At 34.9% G+C, this 19,208-nt stretch carries 20 protein-coding genes; 6 read left to right on the top strand and 14 right to left on the bottom strand.

Annotated elements, in window-relative coordinates; translation table 11 throughout:
- Nucleotides 1-46 precede the first annotated feature (46 nt).
- From EL260_RS14280 to EL260_RS14255, 6 genes are all read right to left on the bottom strand, one after another.
- Complete coding sequence (locus EL260_RS14280; protein ID WP_123855990.1) at nt 47-2,080, bottom strand: S9 family peptidase; 2,034 nt, start codon at nt 2,078-2,080, stop codon at nt 47-49.
- A gap of 88 nt (nt 2,081-2,168) precedes the next feature.
- Entirely contained in the window at nt 2,169-3,287 is a 1,119-nt protein-coding gene (locus EL260_RS14275; protein ID WP_123855989.1) for an FAD-dependent monooxygenase, read from the bottom strand.
- Between the two features lie 117 nt (nt 3,288-3,404).
- Nucleotides 3,405-3,905 (bottom strand): GNAT family N-acetyltransferase, encoded by a 501-nt coding sequence (locus EL260_RS14270; RefSeq protein WP_123855988.1) that lies wholly within the window; start codon nt 3,903-3,905, stop codon nt 3,405-3,407.
- A gap of 8 nt (nt 3,906-3,913) precedes the next feature.
- Nucleotides 3,914-4,507, bottom strand: a complete 594-nt coding sequence (locus EL260_RS14265) for a hypothetical protein (protein ID WP_123855987.1) — start codon at nt 4,505-4,507, stop codon at nt 3,914-3,916.
- Nucleotides 4,508-4,663: 156 nt separating this feature from the next.
- Nucleotides 4,664-5,530 carry a sigma-70 family RNA polymerase sigma factor gene (locus EL260_RS14260; protein WP_002979276.1) on the bottom strand — a complete coding sequence of 289 codons (867 nt, stop codon included), beginning with the start codon at nt 5,528-5,530 and terminating at the stop codon, nt 4,664-4,666.
- 381 nt (nt 5,531-5,911) lie between these two features.
- Nucleotides 5,912-6,703 (bottom strand): S1/P1 nuclease, encoded by a 792-nt coding sequence (locus tag EL260_RS14255; RefSeq protein ID WP_123855986.1) that lies wholly within the window; start codon nt 6,701-6,703, stop codon nt 5,912-5,914.
- A 537-nt stretch (nt 6,704-7,240) separates the two neighbouring features.
- Here EL260_RS14255 and EL260_RS14250 point away from each other — a divergent pair.
- Genes EL260_RS14250 through EL260_RS14240 form a run of 3 tightly spaced genes read left to right on the top strand, consistent with a single transcriptional unit; the run spans nt 7,241 to nt 10,280 of the window.
- Nucleotides 7,241-8,158 (top strand): type VI secretion system baseplate subunit TssG, encoded by a 918-nt coding sequence (locus tag EL260_RS14250; RefSeq protein WP_228445465.1) that lies wholly within the window; start codon nt 7,241-7,243, stop codon nt 8,156-8,158.
- Nucleotides 8,159-8,212: 54 nt separating this feature from the next.
- Nucleotides 8,213-9,115 carry a TssN family type VI secretion system protein gene (locus EL260_RS14245; protein WP_123855984.1) on the top strand — a complete coding sequence of 301 codons (903 nt, stop codon included), beginning with the start codon at nt 8,213-8,215 and terminating at the stop codon, nt 9,113-9,115.
- A 25-nt stretch (nt 9,116-9,140) separates the two neighbouring features.
- Nucleotides 9,141-10,280 (top strand): hypothetical protein, encoded by a 1,140-nt coding sequence (locus tag EL260_RS14240; protein WP_123855983.1) that lies wholly within the window; start codon nt 9,141-9,143, stop codon nt 10,278-10,280.
- Between the two features lie 71 nt (nt 10,281-10,351).
- On the opposite strand, the gene blaIND is transcribed toward EL260_RS14240, so the two are convergent.
- Together blaIND and EL260_RS14230 are read right to left on the bottom strand one after the other, a co-directional pair.
- Nucleotides 10,352-11,074 (bottom strand): IND family subclass B1 metallo-beta-lactamase, encoded by a 723-nt coding sequence (gene blaIND, locus EL260_RS14235; protein WP_123855982.1) that lies wholly within the window; start codon nt 11,072-11,074, stop codon nt 10,352-10,354.
- A 297-nt stretch (nt 11,075-11,371) separates the two neighbouring features.
- Nucleotides 11,372-12,025, bottom strand: coding sequence for a metal-dependent transcriptional regulator (locus tag EL260_RS14230; RefSeq protein ID WP_123855981.1), 654 nt, complete (start codon nt 12,023-12,025; stop codon nt 11,372-11,374).
- A gap of 85 nt (nt 12,026-12,110) precedes the next feature.
- Between EL260_RS14230 and EL260_RS14225 the strand changes: the two genes are divergently transcribed.
- Both EL260_RS14225 and EL260_RS14220 read left to right on the top strand, forming a co-directional pair.
- Entirely contained in the window at nt 12,111-13,142 is a 1,032-nt protein-coding gene (locus tag EL260_RS14225) for a threonine aldolase family protein (protein WP_123855980.1), read from the top strand.
- A 119-nt stretch (nt 13,143-13,261) separates the two neighbouring features.
- A complete protein-coding gene (locus EL260_RS14220) occupies nt 13,262-14,260 on the top strand; it encodes a phosphotransferase enzyme family protein (RefSeq protein ID WP_123855979.1) in 999 nt (332 codons plus the stop codon).
- Nucleotides 14,261-14,463: 203 nt separating this feature from the next.
- On the opposite strand, the gene EL260_RS14215 is transcribed toward EL260_RS14220, so the two are convergent.
- Complete coding sequence (locus tag EL260_RS14215; protein WP_123855978.1) at nt 14,464-14,964, bottom strand: hypothetical protein; 501 nt, start codon at nt 14,962-14,964, stop codon at nt 14,464-14,466.
- Between the two features lie 144 nt (nt 14,965-15,108).
- Between EL260_RS14215 and EL260_RS14210 the strand changes: the two genes are divergently transcribed.
- Nucleotides 15,109-16,065 (top strand): hypothetical protein, encoded by a 957-nt coding sequence (locus EL260_RS14210; protein WP_123855977.1) that lies wholly within the window; start codon nt 15,109-15,111, stop codon nt 16,063-16,065.
- Between the two features lie 191 nt (nt 16,066-16,256).
- Here the strand turns inward: EL260_RS14210 and EL260_RS14205 are convergent, their stop codons facing one another.
- The 5 genes from EL260_RS14205 to EL260_RS14185 form a co-directional block, all read right to left on the bottom strand.
- The gene (locus tag EL260_RS14205; protein WP_123855976.1) at nt 16,257-16,814 is read right to left on the bottom strand and encodes a DUF4256 domain-containing protein; all 558 of its coding nucleotides are present in this window, start codon (nt 16,812-16,814) and stop codon (nt 16,257-16,259) included.
- Between the two features lie 159 nt (nt 16,815-16,973).
- Entirely contained in the window at nt 16,974-17,372 is a 399-nt protein-coding gene (locus EL260_RS14200) for a DoxX family protein (protein ID WP_123855975.1), read from the bottom strand.
- Between the two features lie 17 nt (nt 17,373-17,389).
- A complete protein-coding gene (locus EL260_RS14195) occupies nt 17,390-17,968 on the bottom strand; it encodes a YdeI/OmpD-associated family protein (RefSeq protein ID WP_123855974.1) in 579 nt (192 codons plus the stop codon).
- A gap of 208 nt (nt 17,969-18,176) precedes the next feature.
- Nucleotides 18,177-18,641, bottom strand: coding sequence for an SRPBCC domain-containing protein (locus EL260_RS14190; RefSeq protein ID WP_123855973.1), 465 nt, complete (start codon nt 18,639-18,641; stop codon nt 18,177-18,179).
- 200 nt (nt 18,642-18,841) lie between these two features.
- Complete coding sequence (locus tag EL260_RS14185) at nt 18,842-19,171, bottom strand: ArsR/SmtB family transcription factor (protein ID WP_123855972.1); 330 nt, start codon at nt 19,169-19,171, stop codon at nt 18,842-18,844.
- Nucleotides 19,172-19,208: the final 37 nt, after the last annotated feature.

Raw genomic sequence — 19,208 nt, 5'->3', positions numbered from 1 at the left:
CAAAGCCACTTCATTGTAAGTGGCTTTGTGTATTAAATTTTATCGTTTATTTTTTAGATTGGGTCTCCTTAACTTTTTCTGTAGGAGTATAAGTAACCTTTGTAATATCGACTGTCATTTCTTTCAGGCGTTTTGCTACATTTTCAGGCATGTCTTTCTGGTATCTTCCACCAATAACTTCGGAAAGGAACTTTTCTGTTTCAGCATACATCGCCATGCTGTTAATCGGTTTCCTGAATCCGTGTCCTTCATCATCAGCTAAAATATAATTTACTTTTTTCCCTTTATCACGAAGGGCAATGACGATCTGGTCTGCTTCAGCCTGTTTTACCCTAGGGTCATTAGCTCCCTGAATAATCAGTAAAGGTTTAATGATTTTATTGACACTAAATAAAGGGCTGGCCTCACGCATTAGCTTTTTACCTTCTTCAGTCTTGGGATCACCTACCATACCATAAAGAGAAGCACGTGCAGCTTCCCAGTATGCAGGAACAGAATCCAAAAGGGTGAAAAGGTTACTTGGTCCCACAATATCTACTCCTGCTGCATATACATCAGGAGTGAAGGCTAATCCAGCAAGAGTGGCATATCCACCATAGCTGCCTCCCATAATAACCACTTTATTTTTATCAGCGATTCCCTTTTCAATCAGATGTTTTACTCCCCAGGTGATATCATCCTGCATCAATTTTCCCCATTGCAGATCACCTGCATTTTGAAATTTTTTCCCATATCCACCACTTGCTCTGAAGTTAGGCTGCAGTACAGCATATCCTCTGTTCGCCAAAAACTGTACGATTGAATTATATCCCCAATAGTCTCTTGGTCCCTTTGGTCCTCCATGAACCAGGACTACTACAGGTATGTTCTTGCCTGAAGATCCAGATGGTAGAGTAAAATAAGCCGGAATTTCAAGTCCATCACTACTTTTATAGCGAATAGGGGTCATAGAAGCCAGATACTTTTCAACTTTCTTCAGTGCTGGTCTTGGAGTATACTGGAAAATTAATTCTTTTGTTTTGGTATCGAAGAAATAAGACTCAGAAACATATTGATCACCCCAAACAGAGATTAAAAATTTAGAATAATCTTTTGTTGAGCTTGAGAAATCAACCTCTCTTCCAGGGAATTTGCTTTTTAAAAATTTATAATTGGCCTCCCATGTTTTATCCTTCCAGTAATAATCAGTTTTATCCCCGGTATAAGAAGTAGAAATTATTTTTCTGGTATTTCTGTCCATAAACAGTCCACCGAAATCGACTTTTCCTTTAGGATCACTTTCTATTTTTGTAGTTTGTTTGGTTTTTGGATCCATCATAAATAATGTAGATTGATCCAGATTTCCTTTGTTAGTTACCAGGTAAAGCTTTGAGTTGTCTTCATTCCAATTTGGAATATAGGCTTCTTCAGTTACTAATGTTTCATAGATAGGAGTTAGTTTTTCACCATCCTTATAAAGAAACTGGGTAGTCCCTTTATCATCCGTTCTGTTCAAAATTCTAAGCTTTTCATCCCAATCGAAATTGTACCCTGTAATGCGGTCTTTATTTTCGAATATTTTTTTCAGTTCACCCGTAGAAATTTTTAATGAATATAGATCATGCCATGCTTTATCACGATTATTTAATCCAATCATCATAAGATCAGGATCTTTTCTGCTGACCATATAGATCTGAGCTCTTACTTCATTGATTGGGGTCAGATTCCTTGACTCAGGAACTCCGTTTGTAGCCTTTGCCATTGGATCTACGGCAAAAATATTCATGTTCTCATCTCCGTTTTTATCCTTTACATACAATATATATTTGCCGTCTTCTGACCAGAAATATCCATTTAGCGGGCGCTTGCTGTCTGTTAATGGACGTGCTTTTTCAAAAGGCTCATCAATTTTTTTTACCCAAATATTCATGATCCCGTCATATTCTTTGGTAAATGAAATCCATTTTCCATCCGGGCTTAACTGTCCGCCGGAAATCTCAGGATTTCCAAAGAATAACCCTCTGTCTAGCAATGGAACATCTTGTGCCCTTGCTGTAGTAACTCCCATGATAAGAAGAAATACATAAAAGATTTTTTTCATATTTTTTTGATTTTGGTTAATTTAGTCATTTATTTCTAAAAAAAGTGAAAAATATTGGTGCTTTTAGCTGGAAATGTGATGGTTAGATTTATCTCTCCAATTCAATGATTTTTTTGACCATCTTTTCGTTAATGCTTTCAGGAATTAAACTCATCATGAAATTCCGTAATGAATTGCCATGCTCCCATTGAGAAATTTTTCCGATGCTACGGCTGGTCTTCACAATATAGTCTACTTTTTTTCTTCTTATTTTTTGAAATTCTTCAAAAATGGAATTAAAATCCTTACTTTTTTCCAATAGTTTACCAATGATATAAGCATCTTCAATGGCCTGACATGCCCCTTGCCCCATATTAGGTGTGGTAGCATGGGCTGCATCTCCTATCAGACAGAGATTTTCAGAATACCATTTAGAAATAGGAGTGAGGTCGGTAATTTCATTACAGATAATGTTTTCTTTTGAAGTTGCCTCAATAAGCTTTATAGCTAAAGAATCAAAATCACCAAAAATATCTTTCAGTTCAGAATAACGGCCAAAACTTTTCTCATTAATACAGGCATACCAATAGACTTTTTTATCGGAAATCTTTACAAAACCAAAACGTTTTCCTTTTCCCCATATTTCAAGGGCTTCCTGATGAAATTTTTCAGGCAGATCAAAGTCTAACAGGCCGCGCCAGCATTTTTGTCCTGTACTTCTAATTGTACCTGTTTTCATGATCTGAGCTCGGATATTGGATTTGATACCATCTGCCCCAAAGACAATTTTACTTTCCTGCTGAGTTCCGTTCTGAAAATTTAAGATATAGTTTTCCTTCTTTTCAATTTTCTGTAAGGAATGATTGAGCTGAATAGATCTTTGATCCAGATTTTGTGCAAGAATCCGTTGCAGCTCTGCCCGGTGAATGGCAACATTACAGGAATTGTATTGATGTTCAAGATCAAGAATCTCAGTTTTGGAAATAGGTCTTAAAGATTCATTAACGATGGTTATCCTATGAATTTTGTTTCCTGCATTTTCAATTTTTTCTTTCAATCCTAATTGGTCAAATACCTGCATGGCATTTACTGCCATCATGATTCCAGCTCCTACAGGTTTTATTTCCGGTGCAGCTTCGTAAATGGTAAAATCGTATCCATTTTGTTTTAGAACATTTCCTAAGGTGAGTCCGCCAATTCCGGCTCCGATGATTGAAATGGTATTCATGAGATTGATTTGATTTTTGTTCCGGATTCACTAATAAATAATTGATGTATTCGTTTGTTGAAAATACCTGACTTATAATGAGATAACTTAGGGTTATGTCAGTTTTATAAGATAGATCTATAATGTTAGCATAAAGCTTTCAGATACTTTTTGGAAGCCATACTTACCGAAAAAATGATGGGCGCCATGGTTGTCAACACCACTTTCCAGCATAATAAAGCTTATATTCCAGTTTTTGGATTCCTGAATTACCTCTTCCAAAAGCCTGCTTCCCAGAGATTGCCCTCTTACCGATTGATCCAAAAGCATATCTTCCAGAATAGCATACTTTTTAAATGGACTATTGATTATATTGAAAACTAGCATTCCGACAATTTTTCCTTCTTCATTTTCAGCGATTAGAATATTCAGTTTTGAAGTCCCGTCATAATCATAATCGTTCATAAGCTGTTCAGTGAATACAGCTCTAAGGTCAGGATTCCAGTTTTGAGAATCCAAAGCCCTGCCATACATAATTTCACTGTGAGAGATATAGGAATCTGTTTTATGAGCGATAAAAAAATCTACGAGTTCTTCAACACGTGTTTTATCTGTAAGCCATTTCGTAGTATATTTCATAAAAGGTATTATTTTATATTTTTTAATTCTTCCAACAGTTTGTTCTGTTTATTGATAAAAGCGTCCAAGCTATCTGCTTTTAAAGGATGAGCGTTTTGATATTTTTCAATTTCAGAAAGTGCTTTTCTAATTTTAAAGGCAGTATATAAGTTGTTCAGATTGACATTGTTTTTATTAATTTGTGCAATTAGTGAAATAATATTCCTGGTTTTTACACTGTATTGATCAGCACCGGTTTGAATTTCTTTTTCAATTTGCTGTTTGATCAAAGAATCTGTAATAGATTTTGCTGAATATCCGGCTTCTTTGTAAAACGCATCAGATTTGCCAAGTATTTCATCATATGTTTTTAAGAGTTCGGCACTTTCTTTTTGGGTTTTCAGTATTTTATCATCAAGTGCCTTAAGGGTTTTATTATTTTTAATAAGCTCAGAGTAAGTTTTATCAATAAGATTATCATCACGATAGCTTTTAAAAGATCCTGATACAGAAGATTCTGCATTATCAATAGCATTCTCTATAATGGGAGGATTTTGACGCTGACTTTCTCTACAGGAAAGTACAGATAAAGTCAATGTTATTGCGAAAAGTATTTTTTTCATTATGATTGTAGTTAAGTTTATATTGTATTGGTGGAAATTGATGTCTTATCTATTAGTTGATAAGGTTTTCATAATTGTTACAAATGCTATATCTACAAAAATAAAAAAAACGGAGCCTGAAAACAGACTCCGCTTATAAAATTGTTTGCGCTAAAATTATTTACCTAAATAAGATTTAAGGATCTTACTTCTGGTATTGTGTTTTAGTCTCTTAATTGCTTTTTCTTTGATCTGACGAACTCTCTCTCTTGTAAGATCGAAAGTCTCACCAATTTCCTCTAAAGTCATTGGGTGTTTTCCGTTCAATCCAAAGTATAATCTTACCAAATCAGCCTCTCTTGGAGTTAAAGTATTCAATGCTCTTTCGATTTCAATCTGAAGAGATTCAAGCATTAAATCTTTATCAGGACTTGGAGATTCTCCTGAACGTAATACATCATAAAGATTAGAATCTTCACCTTCTACTAAAGGTGCATCCATAGACAGGTGTCTACCGGAGTTTTTCATAGATTCTTTGATATCTTCCTCACTCATGTCAAGAACTTCAGCCAATTCTTCCGGAGAAGGGGGTCTTTCATTTTCTTGCTCAAGGTGAGCGTATGCTTTATTAATTTTATTGATGGAACCAATTTTGTTCAACGGAAGTCTTACAATTCTTGATTGTTCAGCTAACGCCTGTAAAATTGATTGACGGATCCACCATACTGCATAAGAGATAAATTTGAAACCTCTAGTTTCATCGTACCTTTTTGCCGCCTTCATTAATCCTAAGTTACCCTCATTAATCAAATCGGGTAAGGAAAGACCTTGATTTTGGTATTGCTTAGATACAGAAACTACGAAACGAAGGTTGGCTTTAATTAATTTCTCCAATGCGGCTCTATCACCAGCACGTATTCTTTGTGCCAATTCTACTTCCTCGTCCGCAGTAATCAGTTCCACTTTACCAATTTCCTGCAAATACTTGTCTAATGAAGCAGTTTCCCTGTTGGTAACCTGCTTAGTGATTTTTAATTGTCTCATTTATTTTATCCTCAAAAAAAGAGTTACTATATAATATACGTATGGAAATACAAAAAGGTTACACAAGTTTTACTTTTTTATTAAATATTTTAATTAAATGTGAATAGAAGGCTCCAGAACAAGATTTAAAAGTCGGAAATAATATTTTCTAATCAAGAGAAATACAGAAAAGTAAATTCCTCATTTCTTTTATTGAGAATGGCTGTCATTCCTCCCATCCTTTGTAGGGTATCAAAAATTTAAAGACTTTTTGACGGGATGGTTTAAAACAAATAATTTTCATAGAATATACAACATCAAACCTTAAACCTAGAACTTTAAAACAAAAAAACGGGACCGAAGTCCCGTTTTTATCTGTATCTATAAGAATTTTATTTTCAATTAGAATAGCTCATTCAATACTTTAGCCAATCTCAATCCTCCGTATAGCAATTGTCTTTCAAGAGTATCATTGAATTTGTATTGGTAATCATAAGATAATTTTGATCCGTCAGGAGTCTGTGCATAGATCTTGTTGGCGATTTTGTGAGAATCATACAACCAGTCCTCCAGCGTTCCGGATTGAATTTGTGCAACTTCTTCTTTTGATTTAATATCTAAAAGTTTAGAATATTCAGTATAGCTGTACTTTTGAGAGTCTACTAATTTTCCGTCCCAAACAGAATGTAAATTAGTTTTATCACCGAAATAGGTAACATTAATTTTGTTTCCCCCTAAATCATCAGCTCTTCCTACGTGTAATGGTTGAGCCAGGTCTCCCATAATATGAATAAGGAAGATCAAAGCAATCTTTCTGTCTTTTGCTGACGTTTTTTCATCTTTAATCTGGCTGGATAAAGTATTTACCTGAGTGTAAAGACTTGGTCCTGCCTGCATTTTTAAATTTTGATCAAAAGCTTTAAGATCAGTTTGTGGATCAATATTTACATAATGCCATGATGAAGCCTGCTTCCAAACTCCTGTCGTATCAGATTTGATGAAATCCGGCCAGTTAGCCCAGTATGCAAGACGTTCCTTGCCCATTATTTTTTTGATTTCTCTCTTAGCCTTTCTGGAAAGGTGATTTTCTGCAATGTCTGCAATTACTCTATGCCCCGTCAATCCCCACGCATAAGAATACAGTGAAGAGGAAATGAATGCTAAAATCAGAATTTTAGAATAAATACTTTTCATTTTAAATAACAATTTTCAGTCTGCAAAGATACGGCCCGCTTTCCGAATGAGCATACATTATCCTGAATTTATTCCAAAGAATAATGTTAATAAAACTTAATCTGAATAAAATAGGGAATTATGCTAGGTTTGGGATGAATTTAGGGGAATGTAAATTCAGATACGAAATAATTATATACTATATTTTAATGCTAATTAAGCATATAGGTTGAAACTTTAAATGATCGTAACGCTTATCGATCAAGCTATATTTTAAAAACGGATGTATCTTGCACCGGACTAAAAAATTAGATTTCGAATCCTTTGAAATGTTAACTGATTGATTATTAGCAACCAGCTTTTAACTTTAAACATTGAACAAATTCTCTTATTACCGTATTTTTACGGAATTTACTGAAAATAATTCCTTTTAATGTCAATAAATTAGTATTTTTAGAATAAAATTATTGCCAAAATATTTTTTCAAACTTATGAGATATATTATCTTTACAAGTCATAATCACAGGAAACACTATGCATGAGAATAATATTGTAGATATGAACTATAATAAGCTGCAGACAGACTTTAAAGCGGAAGCTGTGGCTGTTAATCTTTTAAAATATCATCGGACGGTAAGCAATATATTTATTGAAAGAGTCGGTGTGAACGATCGTGCTTATCTTAAAGATATTAAAAGCATTTCGAGCAGTTATTTAGGTTTTGATGAGGAAGTTTTTACGATAGAAAGTTATAGGGAAGGGATTTATGATTATCTTCCTGAAGGGTTGTTTCACCCACCTTCTCTCGGAGCTTCCAGAAAAAATGTAGATACGGTTGTAAGAGAGATCAGAAAGCAAAAAAGAGTAGAGGATGATGCCCGTAAATTTTTCCGTCCTTTTGAGCTGGAAGTCTTTTTCACAGAAATAAGTGCTCTTCTTAAAGAGTCTGAATTTGATATTACAAGCAATACGGATGCTTTACTGGAGACGGTAAGTGAACTTTGGCCGCTTATTGATATGCTGGATAAACAGAGCGCTTATATATTCATGCATATTCTGCCATTTTTTCATCAGATCCGTGGAGACAAAAGATGGTTTGAAAGATGTATGACCGCTTTTCTTCAGGTTCCGGTTAAAGTAACCTTTTCTCCCAATGTTGTTGATGAAATAGAAAAAAATAACGATTCAATGCTGCTGGGGAATTCAAGATTGGGGGTAACCTATATTCCGAGTGGAAAACATATGGATGGGCAGCGAAACTGGGTGGTAAATATGGGCCCAATCCCTTATGAGGAAATGAAAAAATACATTCCGGGAAGCCCATTCAGAAAAGTTCTTCAGACACTGTATGATTATTTTCTTCCTGTAACTGTGGATATAGAAGAGAATTTTGTTACCGAAAAGCTGGAATATTCTTTCAGTCTTGAGGATGATGAAAGAAATGCCAGCCGCCTTGGATACTCTACATTCCTCTAAATTATTTTATTATATTTACAACTACCAACAAAGTATAAATTCGAAAAGAAACAAATGGAAATTTCTTCAGTAAAAGGTATTTTTTTAAGGTATATTTTAATGCCTTTAATCGCAATCATTATGGTGTTTATCCTGGGAATTATTAGGAGAAACAAACCTGCGATCAAAATTAAAGTAATTATTGTATACGTTCTTCTGTGCAGTTTATGCCTGGCTCTACCAGGTTTTTTTGGATTTGCCGGAAATCTTTTTAATCCGTACTGGTATCTCATAGCACAGGTTGTTTACCTTATTTTTGGGATTATTCACGTTAACTTATTACACAAATATTTCAAAAAGCATATTGATTCTCTGGCAATGAGTATTTTGTTTGAATCTATACTTTCATTGACGTGTATTGTATTGGGTGGCTATTTGTTTACTCTATTATTCAATTGGATGAGTAGAGATACAGGGTATGCTGTGATGGCAGCTACAAGTATGCTGATCTTTGTTGTTCCAATGGTGTTTTACTATTGCTATATTCAGTTTATCAGTATTCCTTTTGATATTTATAAAACCTGGAGATATTCTCCGGAACAAAAACTTCCTGATTTTGAAGGGGCAGATTTTGATCGTTTAATGGTTTTGAATGTTGAATTAAGTAAAAACCTTGAAGATTCAAACCGATTCCGAATTAAAGCGAAGACCCTTCCCACTGGGATCACTTTTGGTGACTGGTTTTATAGAGTGGTAGATGATTATAATCATAAGAATCCGGGATCTATTATCCATCTTTCAGATGAAGTAAGAGAACCTTATTATTGGATCTTTTATACCAAAAAATCGTTTTTCAGCTTTAGAAAATATATAGATTTCGACCAGGACATTACTGCAAATAGCATTTCTGAAAACGAAGTGGTGATTTGTAAGAGAGTCATTCAACATGAAGAGGAGGGAGTCACAAGAAAATCATAAACACAAAAATTAAAAAGTATTAAACATGATACAGCCTATTAAACATTTTGCAATCAACTGGGTGGATGGGATGAAAGTTTCCCAAAGACATCTGAATGATCAGGATAATTTCTTAATTGATACCATCAGAGATTCCAATTCACTTGGGATTACTACATATAACTATGGGCTTTTGCCTATTTCTACAGAGTATACAGATCGCACAATTTTTGATGTTCATAATACTGCTACCAATGATGTACAGTTGGTGATCAAAAGATGCAGCGCTGTTACCATGGCAGGTTATCGTATCGAATTAAATGACAGAAGAATCAGTGTAAAATCGCTGGCAAAGTCTATGAGTGAAGAACAGGCTGATGGCGAATATTATATTCTGATTTCTGTAAATCCTTTTGATAAAGTTCCTTTTGGAGATATTGATCCGGAAGAAATTCCGCCACGTCACCCAAATGCACAACCGAATCACCATATTGAACTTCTTCCTGTAACGTCTTTGAACAGCAGCTATTCAGGAGGAAATTACCTGATTATCGGAAAAGTAGACTTAAAGGCAAACATTGCCCAGGTAGATTCTAATTTTATTCCACCTTGTACTTCGGTTCAAAGTCATCCGGCCTTGGTAGAATATTACAGCAATTTTGCAAAATCTATTGGAAATCTACAGCAATATGCTTTCAAAATCATTCAGAAAGCTTCTCACAAGAATCAGAATACAGCCTTAGCCCAGAATGTTAAGTTTGTTTGTAATACGATGGTAACTACTTTTGGCGATATGTATTTCCAATTCAGAAATATTACACCTTATCAGCCACCGGTATTTTTAATTGAATCTTTTGCAAGATTAGCCCTTCATTTATATAATTCTACACAACTTCTGGTTCCTGCCGAATTGGAAGAAATGCTGAACTATAGCTTAGAATGGAGTGAGATTGCTCCTCATACTTTATTGAATCAATTGTCTATTGTAGCTGAAACAAACTACGATCACCATAATTGTGGAGAGCCATTATTGTATATTCAACAGATGCTAAGAAGTTTAGAAATTATTTTCTCTAAATTGAGCGAATTGGATTACATTGGTCAGAGAAAAGAAAATATCATTGTTAATGAGCAGGAAGTTTCTACTAATACCAATCCAAAAAGAGGTTGGAGTGTACTAGACTAATTCAACTCTCTATCAAATACAAATCCCGAATGAACTTCATTCGGGATTTTTTATTGATGTTTTTGATCAGACTATTTCTTGTTCAAAAGTTCTAAAGTGTGTTCAACATGTCCACCGCCTTTCCATTCATCATGTCCGGGAAGAATAAGGGTAGCTTTTGAATATTTGGTTTGCAGTTTTTTCATGGTCTTTGGCCATTCTTCTACATTGGCTTCTTTAGTATATCCTAAATCAGTAGCTGAATTGCTTTTTACAAGGCATCCACCATCTAATACATTGTATTTTGGGAACCATACTACAACATTATCGGCAGTATGTCCTTCACCAAGAAAGTCTACCACAAACTCTTCTCCACCAATACGGTAAGGTTTTCCGATTTTAGTGATTTCACTAGAGGTGGCTTTCCCATCTTTTTTTAGGAATTCATTGGTTTTAGTAGTAGCATAAGTTTTAATTCCTTTGTTATTAAAGAAACTCAGATCTCCGGCACGGTCATCATGAGAATGGGTAGCAAATACAGCAATAACAGGTAAGTTATGACGTTTTTTTATGGTATCCATCAGGCTTTGATACTGTACTTTTTCCCATGGAACATCAAATAAAACAACCCCTTTTTTAGTGATAAGATATACTGAATTGGCAGAATATTCTTTACCTCCGAATACTCCGAAAGTTTTGTAAATATATAAGTTATGTTTAATCGGTGGCTGTTCGATTACAAAATCTTTTACCTGTGCACTTGCAAAAGGGCTCAACAACATCGAAACAATAAAAAACTGAATGCTTTTTTTCATAAATTTTTAAGGTAATAGTTAAAATTTTGGTACTTATGAGATAGACGAATCTCAACAGAATATTTGCAAACGTAGTGAAATTAATCTTCGAAGTTTTTTAAGAAAAGAAGTTTAACCGTTTTTTAACAGTTGTGGAAGAGGGGGTATTATTTGAGGGGATTGTTGGAAAACGCAAGGACACAATTTTTTTAATATCATATTTTCTAAGGCACATAGAATATCATACTTCATATATAAAAAATTCGTGTATTCGTGGCAAAAAAAGCTGCTTCATTGTTGAAGCAGCCTTTATGGTGATTATTTTTTTACCAATATTTTTTCAGTGGCTTTTTTACTGAGAATTTCTTTTTGACCCTCAATTTCCAGCGTCATCGACTTATCAAAACTTTCGATTTTAATAACTTTTACCTTGGTATTCAGGAGAAGCTTTCGATCATTTAAATAAGTTAGGAAAGCATCATCTGAAAGGGTTACTGATGCAAATACAACGGTTTCTCCCTCTTCACAGCTGCTTAATTTCTGGAGATCCTGGGCAATAATATTTCCGTCTTTATCAGGAATCGGTTCTCCGTGGGGATCAAATTTAGGGTAATCCAGAATTTCGTCCATTTTATCAAAGAAGATTTGGGAATGTACATGCTCCAGCTGTTCTGCAATTTCATGAACGTTTTCCCAGCCGAAATTCATTTTCTTAACCAGAAACATTTCGGTAAGTCTGTGCTTTCGAACGACTAATGCTGCTTCACGTTTTCCGCTGGCAGTAACGATCAATGGTTTATAGGTCTCGTAAATGACCCATTTTTTTTCTGCAAACTTTTTCATCATATTGTTAACGCTCGGCATTTTTACATTTAAAAATTTGCTGAGTTCGTTAATCGTCACCTTTCCTTCATTGTCAACTAAATGAAACAAAGCTTTCAGGTAATTTTCTTCTGTTAGGGTTGTTTTCAAAATGTTAGATGATTTTCACTACAAATCTAACAAAATAATATTAAAAGATCACTCTTGTTATTTTAACTTTTTTTAATTTTACTGTATGAAATTTTCATTTAAAAACGATTATTCTGAGGGATGTCACCCGAACATTTTACAGGCACTTTTACAATATAATCTTGATCAGCAAGCGGGGTATGGAGAAGATGAATATTCTTTAAAAGCAAAGGAATTAATTAAAGCTAAAATCAATAAAACTGATTCTGATGTTTATCTGGTTTCTGGAGGTACACAGGCGAACTTAATTGTTATCTCTTCTGTTTTAAAACCTTATCAATGCGCTATTTCAGCGTCTACAGGACATATTCTGAACAACGAAACGGGAGCCATTGAAGCCACAGGTCACAAAATTTTAAGCATTGAAACGGAAGATGGAAAATTAAAGCCATCAGACATTATTCCGGTGTTGGAAAATCACAGCAATGTTCCGCATCAGGTGATGCCTAAATTGGTTTATATTTCCAATTCTACTGAGCTTGGAACGATTTATCAGGCTAAAGAGCTTGAAGAGCTTTCAACGTTCTGTAAACAAAATCGCCTTTACCTGTTTATGGATGGAGCAAGGCTTGGGCATGGATTAACTTCTGAAATCAGTGATCTTACGCTGGAAAAAGTAGCGGAATTAACGGATATCTTCTATCTGGGAGGAACGAAAAACGGAGCTTTGATAGGAGAAGCTATTGTAATTAATAATCCTGCTCTTCAGGAAGATTTTGCGTTTAATATTAAGCAGAAAGGAGCGTTATTGGCAAAAGGAAGATTATTAGGAATTCAGTTTCTGGAACTGATGAAGAATGACTTGTATTTTGATCTGGCCAAACATGCCAATCAACAGGCTATGAAGATAAAGCATGCTTTGCAGGAAAAAGGAGTGAAATTCCTTTCCGATACCTATACCAATCAGATTTTTCCAATTCTAAGCAATGAGCTTATCCAGGTTTTATCAGAAAGCTTTGAATTCTTTGTCTGGAAAAAAATAGATGAAGAGTTTTCTGCTATCCGTTTGATTACCTCATGGAGTACAAGTGATGAAGCTGTAAACCAATTCATTGAAATTCTTAAAAAAGAATTATAATACTATTGAAGTAAGGAGGCTCTAATAAGAGAAGTTATTGAGATCTGAAATACATTTAAGTCCATATTTTTTAAAAGAATATGGATTTAAATTTTATAAATATAAAGTAAATAAATACTATGAATTCTATTTTTCCTGCTACCTACTCAACACTTTGCCCAAAGGCATTATCTGAACTTATTGCTGAAAAATACGGACTTAAAAATACTCAATGCAAGCTCTTGGTTCGAGGGGTGGGAGATACTTATCTGATAGAATCGGACAATGAATCCTTTATCCTTCGTATTTATCGTTCTTCTCATCGAAGTTTGAATCACATCAAAGAAGAAGTAAGATTATTACAGGCATTAAAAGATGCTCAGGTATCTGTTTCTTATCCGATAGCTGATCTTTCCGGACAGACTATTTTAAAGTTGAATGCTATAGAAGGGGAAAGACATGCTGTACTGTTTTCTTATGCTAAAGGTAGGGTTGTTAGAGTCATGAATGACAATCAGCTTCGTATGATGGGAAATGAAATGGCTCGCTTTCATAATGTGTCTTCTGATTTTAAAGTTGAATATGAACGATGGAATTTTGATCTTCAAACTACTGTTTTTAACCCTTTGGAAAGGTTAAAGCCCTTTTTTACAGAAAATCCTGAAGATTATGAATGGTTGCAGACGATTGCTGTTCAATTAGAACGTAAGTGGGCGGCTTTTGATACCTCAGAGTTCTCAAAAGGATATTGTCATTTTGATTTTTTGCCTAAGAATTTTCATTTTGATCATGATACGGTTACCTTTTTCGATTTTGATTTTATGGGATATGGTTGTCTCGTTAATGATATCATGACATTTTGGTTGCATTTTGTACTGGATGTTTCTGCAAGAAGAATGACTGATGAAGAATTGCAAAACTCCTATCATATTTTTCTGAATGGATATAAGGAATATCGTGCAGTGAGTCCTGAGGAACTAGCTTCGGTACCATATCTTGCAGTTGGTTTCTGGCTCTTTTATATGAGTTTTCATACGACTCATGATCAGTTTTCTATATTTAGCGAGCCAGCCCATTTAAAATTATATGTTGGATTCATTAGGAATATTGTAGAAAATTATTGGGAGAAGGAAGTTTAGAGATTCTATTTTGTTGGAATTTTAATTTGTCATTCTGAACGGAATGAAATGAATAATCTCAATGATCTTATTAGATTAATAATGTATAAGTTTCTTGCAGATTGCAAAGATTTCGCAGATGTTTGTGGTTTACAATTTATAAAACAAAATGCTGTTCTCAGGTGTTGAGAACAGCATTTTTATTTGGCTTTAATAGAGTTTGTTTATTTTACGGCTTTGCTCACTACTTTACAGTCAGCTGTGCTTAGCTTTTGTCCGTCTTTATAGCTGATTTTCTTTTCATCCGCATATTTTGACTGTCCGTCTTCTTCTTTATGATCTCCGATACCTTCTGTTAAAGCATTGTCTTTCTGTAAGAAGTAAATATCTCTTTTGCTTTTTTTACCTTCAGAAGAAAATTCGTAGGTTAGTTTCAGAGTATCTCCAGATTTGAATCCTGTTACGTCTCCTTTTGAACTGTCTTTTTCACTGTTTTTATAAGATAATTTCCCAGTGATGGTTCCCAGGTTGTCGTCAATAGAAGCGAAAACACTGTCTTTTCCAGTTACTCCTACATAGCAGAACGATTTTGGACCCAGCGTATCTACTACAGGTTCTTCTACTGCAATAGTATCAGTATCAACTTTAGGAGCAGGAGCTTCCGTTTTTTTATTACAATTGATTAAAAATGCTGAAACAGCACCTAATAAGATTAATTTCTTCATATCCTTAGTTATTTAAAATCAAATTTTGAAGCGCTAAATTAGTGATACTATTTATATATTAATGGATATTTTATAAAAGTTTAAAAATATCATTCACTTGGGCACGGAAAATGATTCATATTATTTTATTTTTAAATTCATATTATGAAACAGACTGTCAGAAAGCTGGGATTAGGATTATTATTTTTAGGGGTAAATTTTTTGATGGGGCAAACACCTCAAAACTATATTTATACTTCGTCAGGAGATCTGCAGAATATTGAAAAGATGATTGTACGAAAAGATATTGGCGGAGTGCAGATTGTCTATAATTGGAGAGCTTTGGAGACTTCAAAAGATGTTTATAATTTTTCAGGTATTGAAAAAGATTTAGAGTATCTGACTTCTTTAGATAAAAAATTGTTTATACAGCTCCAAGACAGATTTTTTGAACCTCAGGCAAGGTACGTTCCTGATTATATTTTAAAGGAAAAGGAGTATACCGGTGGATTGGTGGCACAATATGATAATCCGGGCGAGGATAAACCTATTGGAAGTGGTTGGGTAACCCAGCAATGGAATCCTGCAGTTAGAGCAAGATATCAAAAGCTGATTGGAGAGCTGGGGAAAAGGTTTGATGGGAGAATTCAGGGAATTAATCTTCCTGAAACCTCAATAGATATTGAAATGAAAAAAGATAAAACCGGGTTTAGCTGTGACAACTATTTTCAGGCTGAGTTGGAAAATTTAAAATTTGCAAGGCAAGCATTCAAAGAATCTTATGTATTACAATATGTCAATTTCTTTCCGTGTGAATGGGAAAATGATCATCAGTATATGTCCAGATTGTTTGATTTTGCCGATAAAAATAAGATAGGTTTGGGCGGACCGGACATTGTTCCTGATAAAAAGGCTCAGATGAAAAACTCTTATCCGTTTTTTAATCAATATAAAGGAAAATTGCCACTGGTCGCTATGGCAGTTCAGGAGCGCACTTTAACTTATATCAATCCAAAAACAAAAAAGCCCTTTACAAAAGAAGAATTTGTGAATTATGCACAGAATTTTCTTGGAGTTAATATTATATTCTGGAGCGTGGAATCTCCCTGGCTGCAAAATTAATGAACACTTTTTTGAACCATTGAGTACTATCTTAATGGTTCAAAAGTATTGTTTAACCACAAAAGTCACAAAAGTTTTTAGACACTTAAGTTATTTTAAGAGACAAGCTTTGTGTATAAAGAAGTGCGCATAAGTTTTGAAAAATCTTTGATTTTTCATTTCCACTCTAACACTCTCAAACTCTAGAACCCTCAAACTCTCAAACTCCCCCTAAACCCTCTCGCTGCATAATAAGAATCTGCACCGTTATGGTAATAGAAAACCGTATTGTAGCGTCTGTCGCAGAAAACAGCGCCTCCAAGTTCCCGAATTGAAGCAGGTGTTTGTATCCAGCTGGATGTTTTCTGATCAAACTTTCCAAGTTCCTGAAGATGACGATATTGTTCTTCGGTTAAAATGTCAATACCCATTTCTGAGGCTTTATCAATAACATTACTTTCCGGTTTGTTGGCTTTTCTTGATTCCCATGCCTGGTAATCGTAGCAAAGGCTTCTGCGTTTTGGGCTTTCCGGGGAGCAGTCGAAGAAGAGATATTCGTCTGTTTTCTGGTTATAATCCACTACGTCAGGTTCACCTTCTGTTTCTTCCATTTCGTTTAAAGACCAGAGTTTTTCAGGGCTGGCTTCCAGTTTGGACTGGATGTTTTCCCATTTCAGGCTTTTGTGGCGGGGCATATTTTTTTCAAAACGGGTTTGAAGTACTTTTAAAAGAGCATGGCTTTGTTCGGGAGTTAATGATTTCTTTTTCATGTTAAATTTTGTTTTACTGTTTGTTATTTTGAATGAGTTGGTTTCTGTTGTTGGAAATCGCAAAGGCGCAAGAGGTTTTGGAAGCTGAGAATATTTTTAAGGCGCAATGATTTTATCTGAGATAAAATTAATTTTAAATAATTTTACTATCAAAAATTATTAGTCAATAATAGTAATTTTTCTGTTGGCAGGTCTGAAATACCATGAAATAATAACCAGCACAAACAGCAATACAGCAGGGAAAGTTCTTCCGGCAATATCTCCCACAATAAGGTGTGAGATCACAGCTCCGGACATCACGAAGAAAAATCCTGCATAAGCCCATTCTTTTAATAGCAACCGCTTCGGGATGAGAATAGCAATGACTCCCAAAATTTTCCATACTCCGATGATGGTCATAAGATAAGCCGGATAACCAAGGGTAGTAAAATTGGCAAGCTCATCTTTATTTTTCATAAGTTGAACAATGGCTGTTGAGACCATACCTAAGGCCATCCAAAGGGTAAATACCCAATAGATGATTCTTTTTCTTTTTTCTGATTTGTTTGATGTTTCCATAGTAATTGTTTTTGTGATTAGTCGTTAATGCCTTTTCCTTCGAGGATTTGGGGGATGCATTTCTCGATTCTTGCTTCCCTGGTCTTGGATTGTTTGGCAGAGGAAAAGTGGAGTAGGTAAGCTCTTTGTCGGCCTGGTGTTAAGGCTTCAAAAGCATCTTTTAATACAGCATTCTGATCCAGTCTGTTTTGAAACTCTTCAACCATTTCAAAGTCTTTGGTTTTCTTCATTTCAACCTTCACTCCGGATTCTTCAATCTCAACCGCTTCAAACATATACGCCCGAAGTTCCTTTTTAAGATCATGGATCTGCTGTACTTCTGTAAAACGGATTTGTCTTGCTGCCTGCACATTTTCAGACTGCTGAATAAGAATCTGGTCGGGATCTTTCATCAAAGCACCTTTAAAAAAGAGCAGAGCGCAATATTCTTTAAATCCGTGAATTAAGAATATATTTTTTCCTTCATAGGTATAACACGGGCAGCCCCATTTTAAATCTTCTACCAATTCGGTACTTAGAGCAATGGTTCTTAATGCTTCAAATTCTTCTTTCCACTGTGTGGCATTTTCGAAGAAAAAATTAACTTTTGGATTCATGGAGTTGGGTTTGAGAGTATTAGAGTATTAGAGTATTAGAGTGGGAGCGTGATAACGTTCAAAGTTTCATGTTTAAAGTTCAAGGTTGTTATCCTTTCACTGATCATTCACGACTCAATTGCGAAGCGAAATTGACGATTAGCATCCACAAGTTAAATTCAGACATCATCGTCTCTCATCTCTTCGTCTATTATCTATTATCTATTATCTATTGGTCTCTAAACAGCTCCTGCAAACGATCATGTGCCCTATTAATTCCCTGTGCAAAAGGCATTTTCAGATGTTGATCTCTGAAATCTACGGATTTGTATATCGTCTGGATTGTGATTTTGCTGGTGGTATCCGTTAGTTTTTCAAATGCTAAAAACTCGATCTGAACCGGAAAAGGAGTGTTTTCCATCTGGAATGTTCTTATAATTTTCTCATTTTCAACAATGTCATGAATGGTTCCGTTGGCACTAAACATTACTTCTCCCTGAGGATTAGAAGTTTCGAAACGGTAACTTCCATGTTGTTTGTTTTCAAACTTGGTGACTTTCGTTCCCATCCATTGTTCAAAAAGTTCAGCTTCTGTATACGCTTTGAAAAGCAATTCTACAGGAAGATCAAATTCTCTGATAATGAAGATTTCCTGTTTGCCATCTTCTGCCTGGATTTTTGTTTTTAGTTCCATATTTTGAGTTTGAGGGTTTTGGTGTTTTAGAGTATTAAAGTATTAGGCTTTTAGAGTGGGAGCGTTTAAGGTTGGTAACCTTTCCCTGATGATTAACGATTCACTTGCGAAGCAAAATTAACTATATACAATCCACAAGTTAAACTTTGACATCATCGTCTCTCATCTCTTCGTCTATTATCTATCTGTCTTACTTATTATTACTCATTTTTCAAATTCTGATACGCTTTCATCACACTTTCCAGCTTATTGAATTTCTCATCCCACATTTTGCGGAACGGCTCTATAAAATCGGCTATTTCTTTCATTTTATGGGGATTGAGGTGGTAAGTAATTTCACGACCGTTCTGTTCTGATCTCAGCAACTCACATTCTGTAAGGATCTGAAGATGCTTGGAAACAGTAGGTCTTGCGGTATCGAAATTGGAAGCAATGGCTCCTGCAGTCATGGATTGAGCAGCCACCAGCATCAATATGGATCTTCTGGTAGGGTCTGCAATCGCCTGGAATACATCTCTTCTTAAATTCATTGTGTAGTTATTTGACTACAAATATATGTGTAGTTAT

The organism is Chryseobacterium nakagawai (assembly GCF_900637665.1).
Lineage (GTDB): Bacteria > Bacteroidota > Bacteroidia > Flavobacteriales > Weeksellaceae > Chryseobacterium > Chryseobacterium nakagawai.
Note: the sequence above shows the minus strand (reverse complement) of the source record. Positions and strands in the feature narration are given on the sequence as shown.

Bases quoted from the DNA above. Each gene is read 5' to 3' on its own strand.
- EL260_RS14280 (WP_123855990.1), bottom strand. From the start codon at position 2,080: ATGAAAAAAATCTTTTATGTATTTCTTCTTATCATGGGAGTTACTACA.
- EL260_RS14275 (WP_123855989.1), bottom strand. From the start codon at position 3,287: ATGAATACCATTTCAATCATCGGAGCCGGAATTGGCGGACTCACCTTA.
- EL260_RS14270 (WP_123855988.1), bottom strand. From the start codon at position 3,905: ATGAAATATACTACGAAATGGCTTACAGATAAAACACGTGTTGAAGAA.
- EL260_RS14265 (WP_123855987.1), bottom strand. From the start codon at position 4,507: ATGAAAAAAATACTTTTCGCAATAACATTGACTTTATCTGTACTTTCC.
- EL260_RS14260 (WP_002979276.1), bottom strand. From the start codon at position 5,530: ATGAGACAATTAAAAATCACTAAGCAGGTTACCAACAGGGAAACTGCT.
- EL260_RS14255 (WP_123855986.1), bottom strand. From the start codon at position 6,703: ATGAAAAGTATTTATTCTAAAATTCTGATTTTAGCATTCATTTCCTCT.
- EL260_RS14250 (WP_228445465.1), top strand. From the start codon at position 7,241: ATGAACTATAATAAGCTGCAGACAGACTTTAAAGCGGAAGCTGTGGCT.
- EL260_RS14245 (WP_123855984.1), top strand. From the start codon at position 8,213: ATGGAAATTTCTTCAGTAAAAGGTATTTTTTTAAGGTATATTTTAATG.
- EL260_RS14240 (WP_123855983.1), top strand. From the start codon at position 9,141: ATGATACAGCCTATTAAACATTTTGCAATCAACTGGGTGGATGGGATG.
- blaIND (WP_123855982.1), bottom strand. From the start codon at position 11,074: ATGAAAAAAAGCATTCAGTTTTTTATTGTTTCGATGTTGTTGAGCCCT.
- EL260_RS14225 (WP_123855980.1), top strand. From the start codon at position 12,111: ATGAAATTTTCATTTAAAAACGATTATTCTGAGGGATGTCACCCGAAC.
- EL260_RS14220 (WP_123855979.1), top strand. From the start codon at position 13,262: ATGAATTCTATTTTTCCTGCTACCTACTCAACACTTTGCCCAAAGGCA.
- EL260_RS14215 (WP_123855978.1), bottom strand. From the start codon at position 14,964: ATGAAGAAATTAATCTTATTAGGTGCTGTTTCAGCATTTTTAATCAAT.
- EL260_RS14210 (WP_123855977.1), top strand. From the start codon at position 15,109: ATGAAACAGACTGTCAGAAAGCTGGGATTAGGATTATTATTTTTAGGG.
- EL260_RS14205 (WP_123855976.1), bottom strand. From the start codon at position 16,814: ATGAAAAAGAAATCATTAACTCCCGAACAAAGCCATGCTCTTTTAAAA.
- EL260_RS14200 (WP_123855975.1), bottom strand. From the start codon at position 17,372: ATGGAAACATCAAACAAATCAGAAAAAAGAAAAAGAATCATCTATTGG.
- EL260_RS14195 (WP_123855974.1), bottom strand. From the start codon at position 17,968: ATGAATCCAAAAGTTAATTTTTTCTTCGAAAATGCCACACAGTGGAAA.
- EL260_RS14190 (WP_123855973.1), bottom strand. From the start codon at position 18,641: ATGGAACTAAAAACAAAAATCCAGGCAGAAGATGGCAAACAGGAAATC.
- EL260_RS14185 (WP_123855972.1), bottom strand. From the start codon at position 19,171: ATGAATTTAAGAAGAGATGTATTCCAGGCGATTGCAGACCCTACCAGA.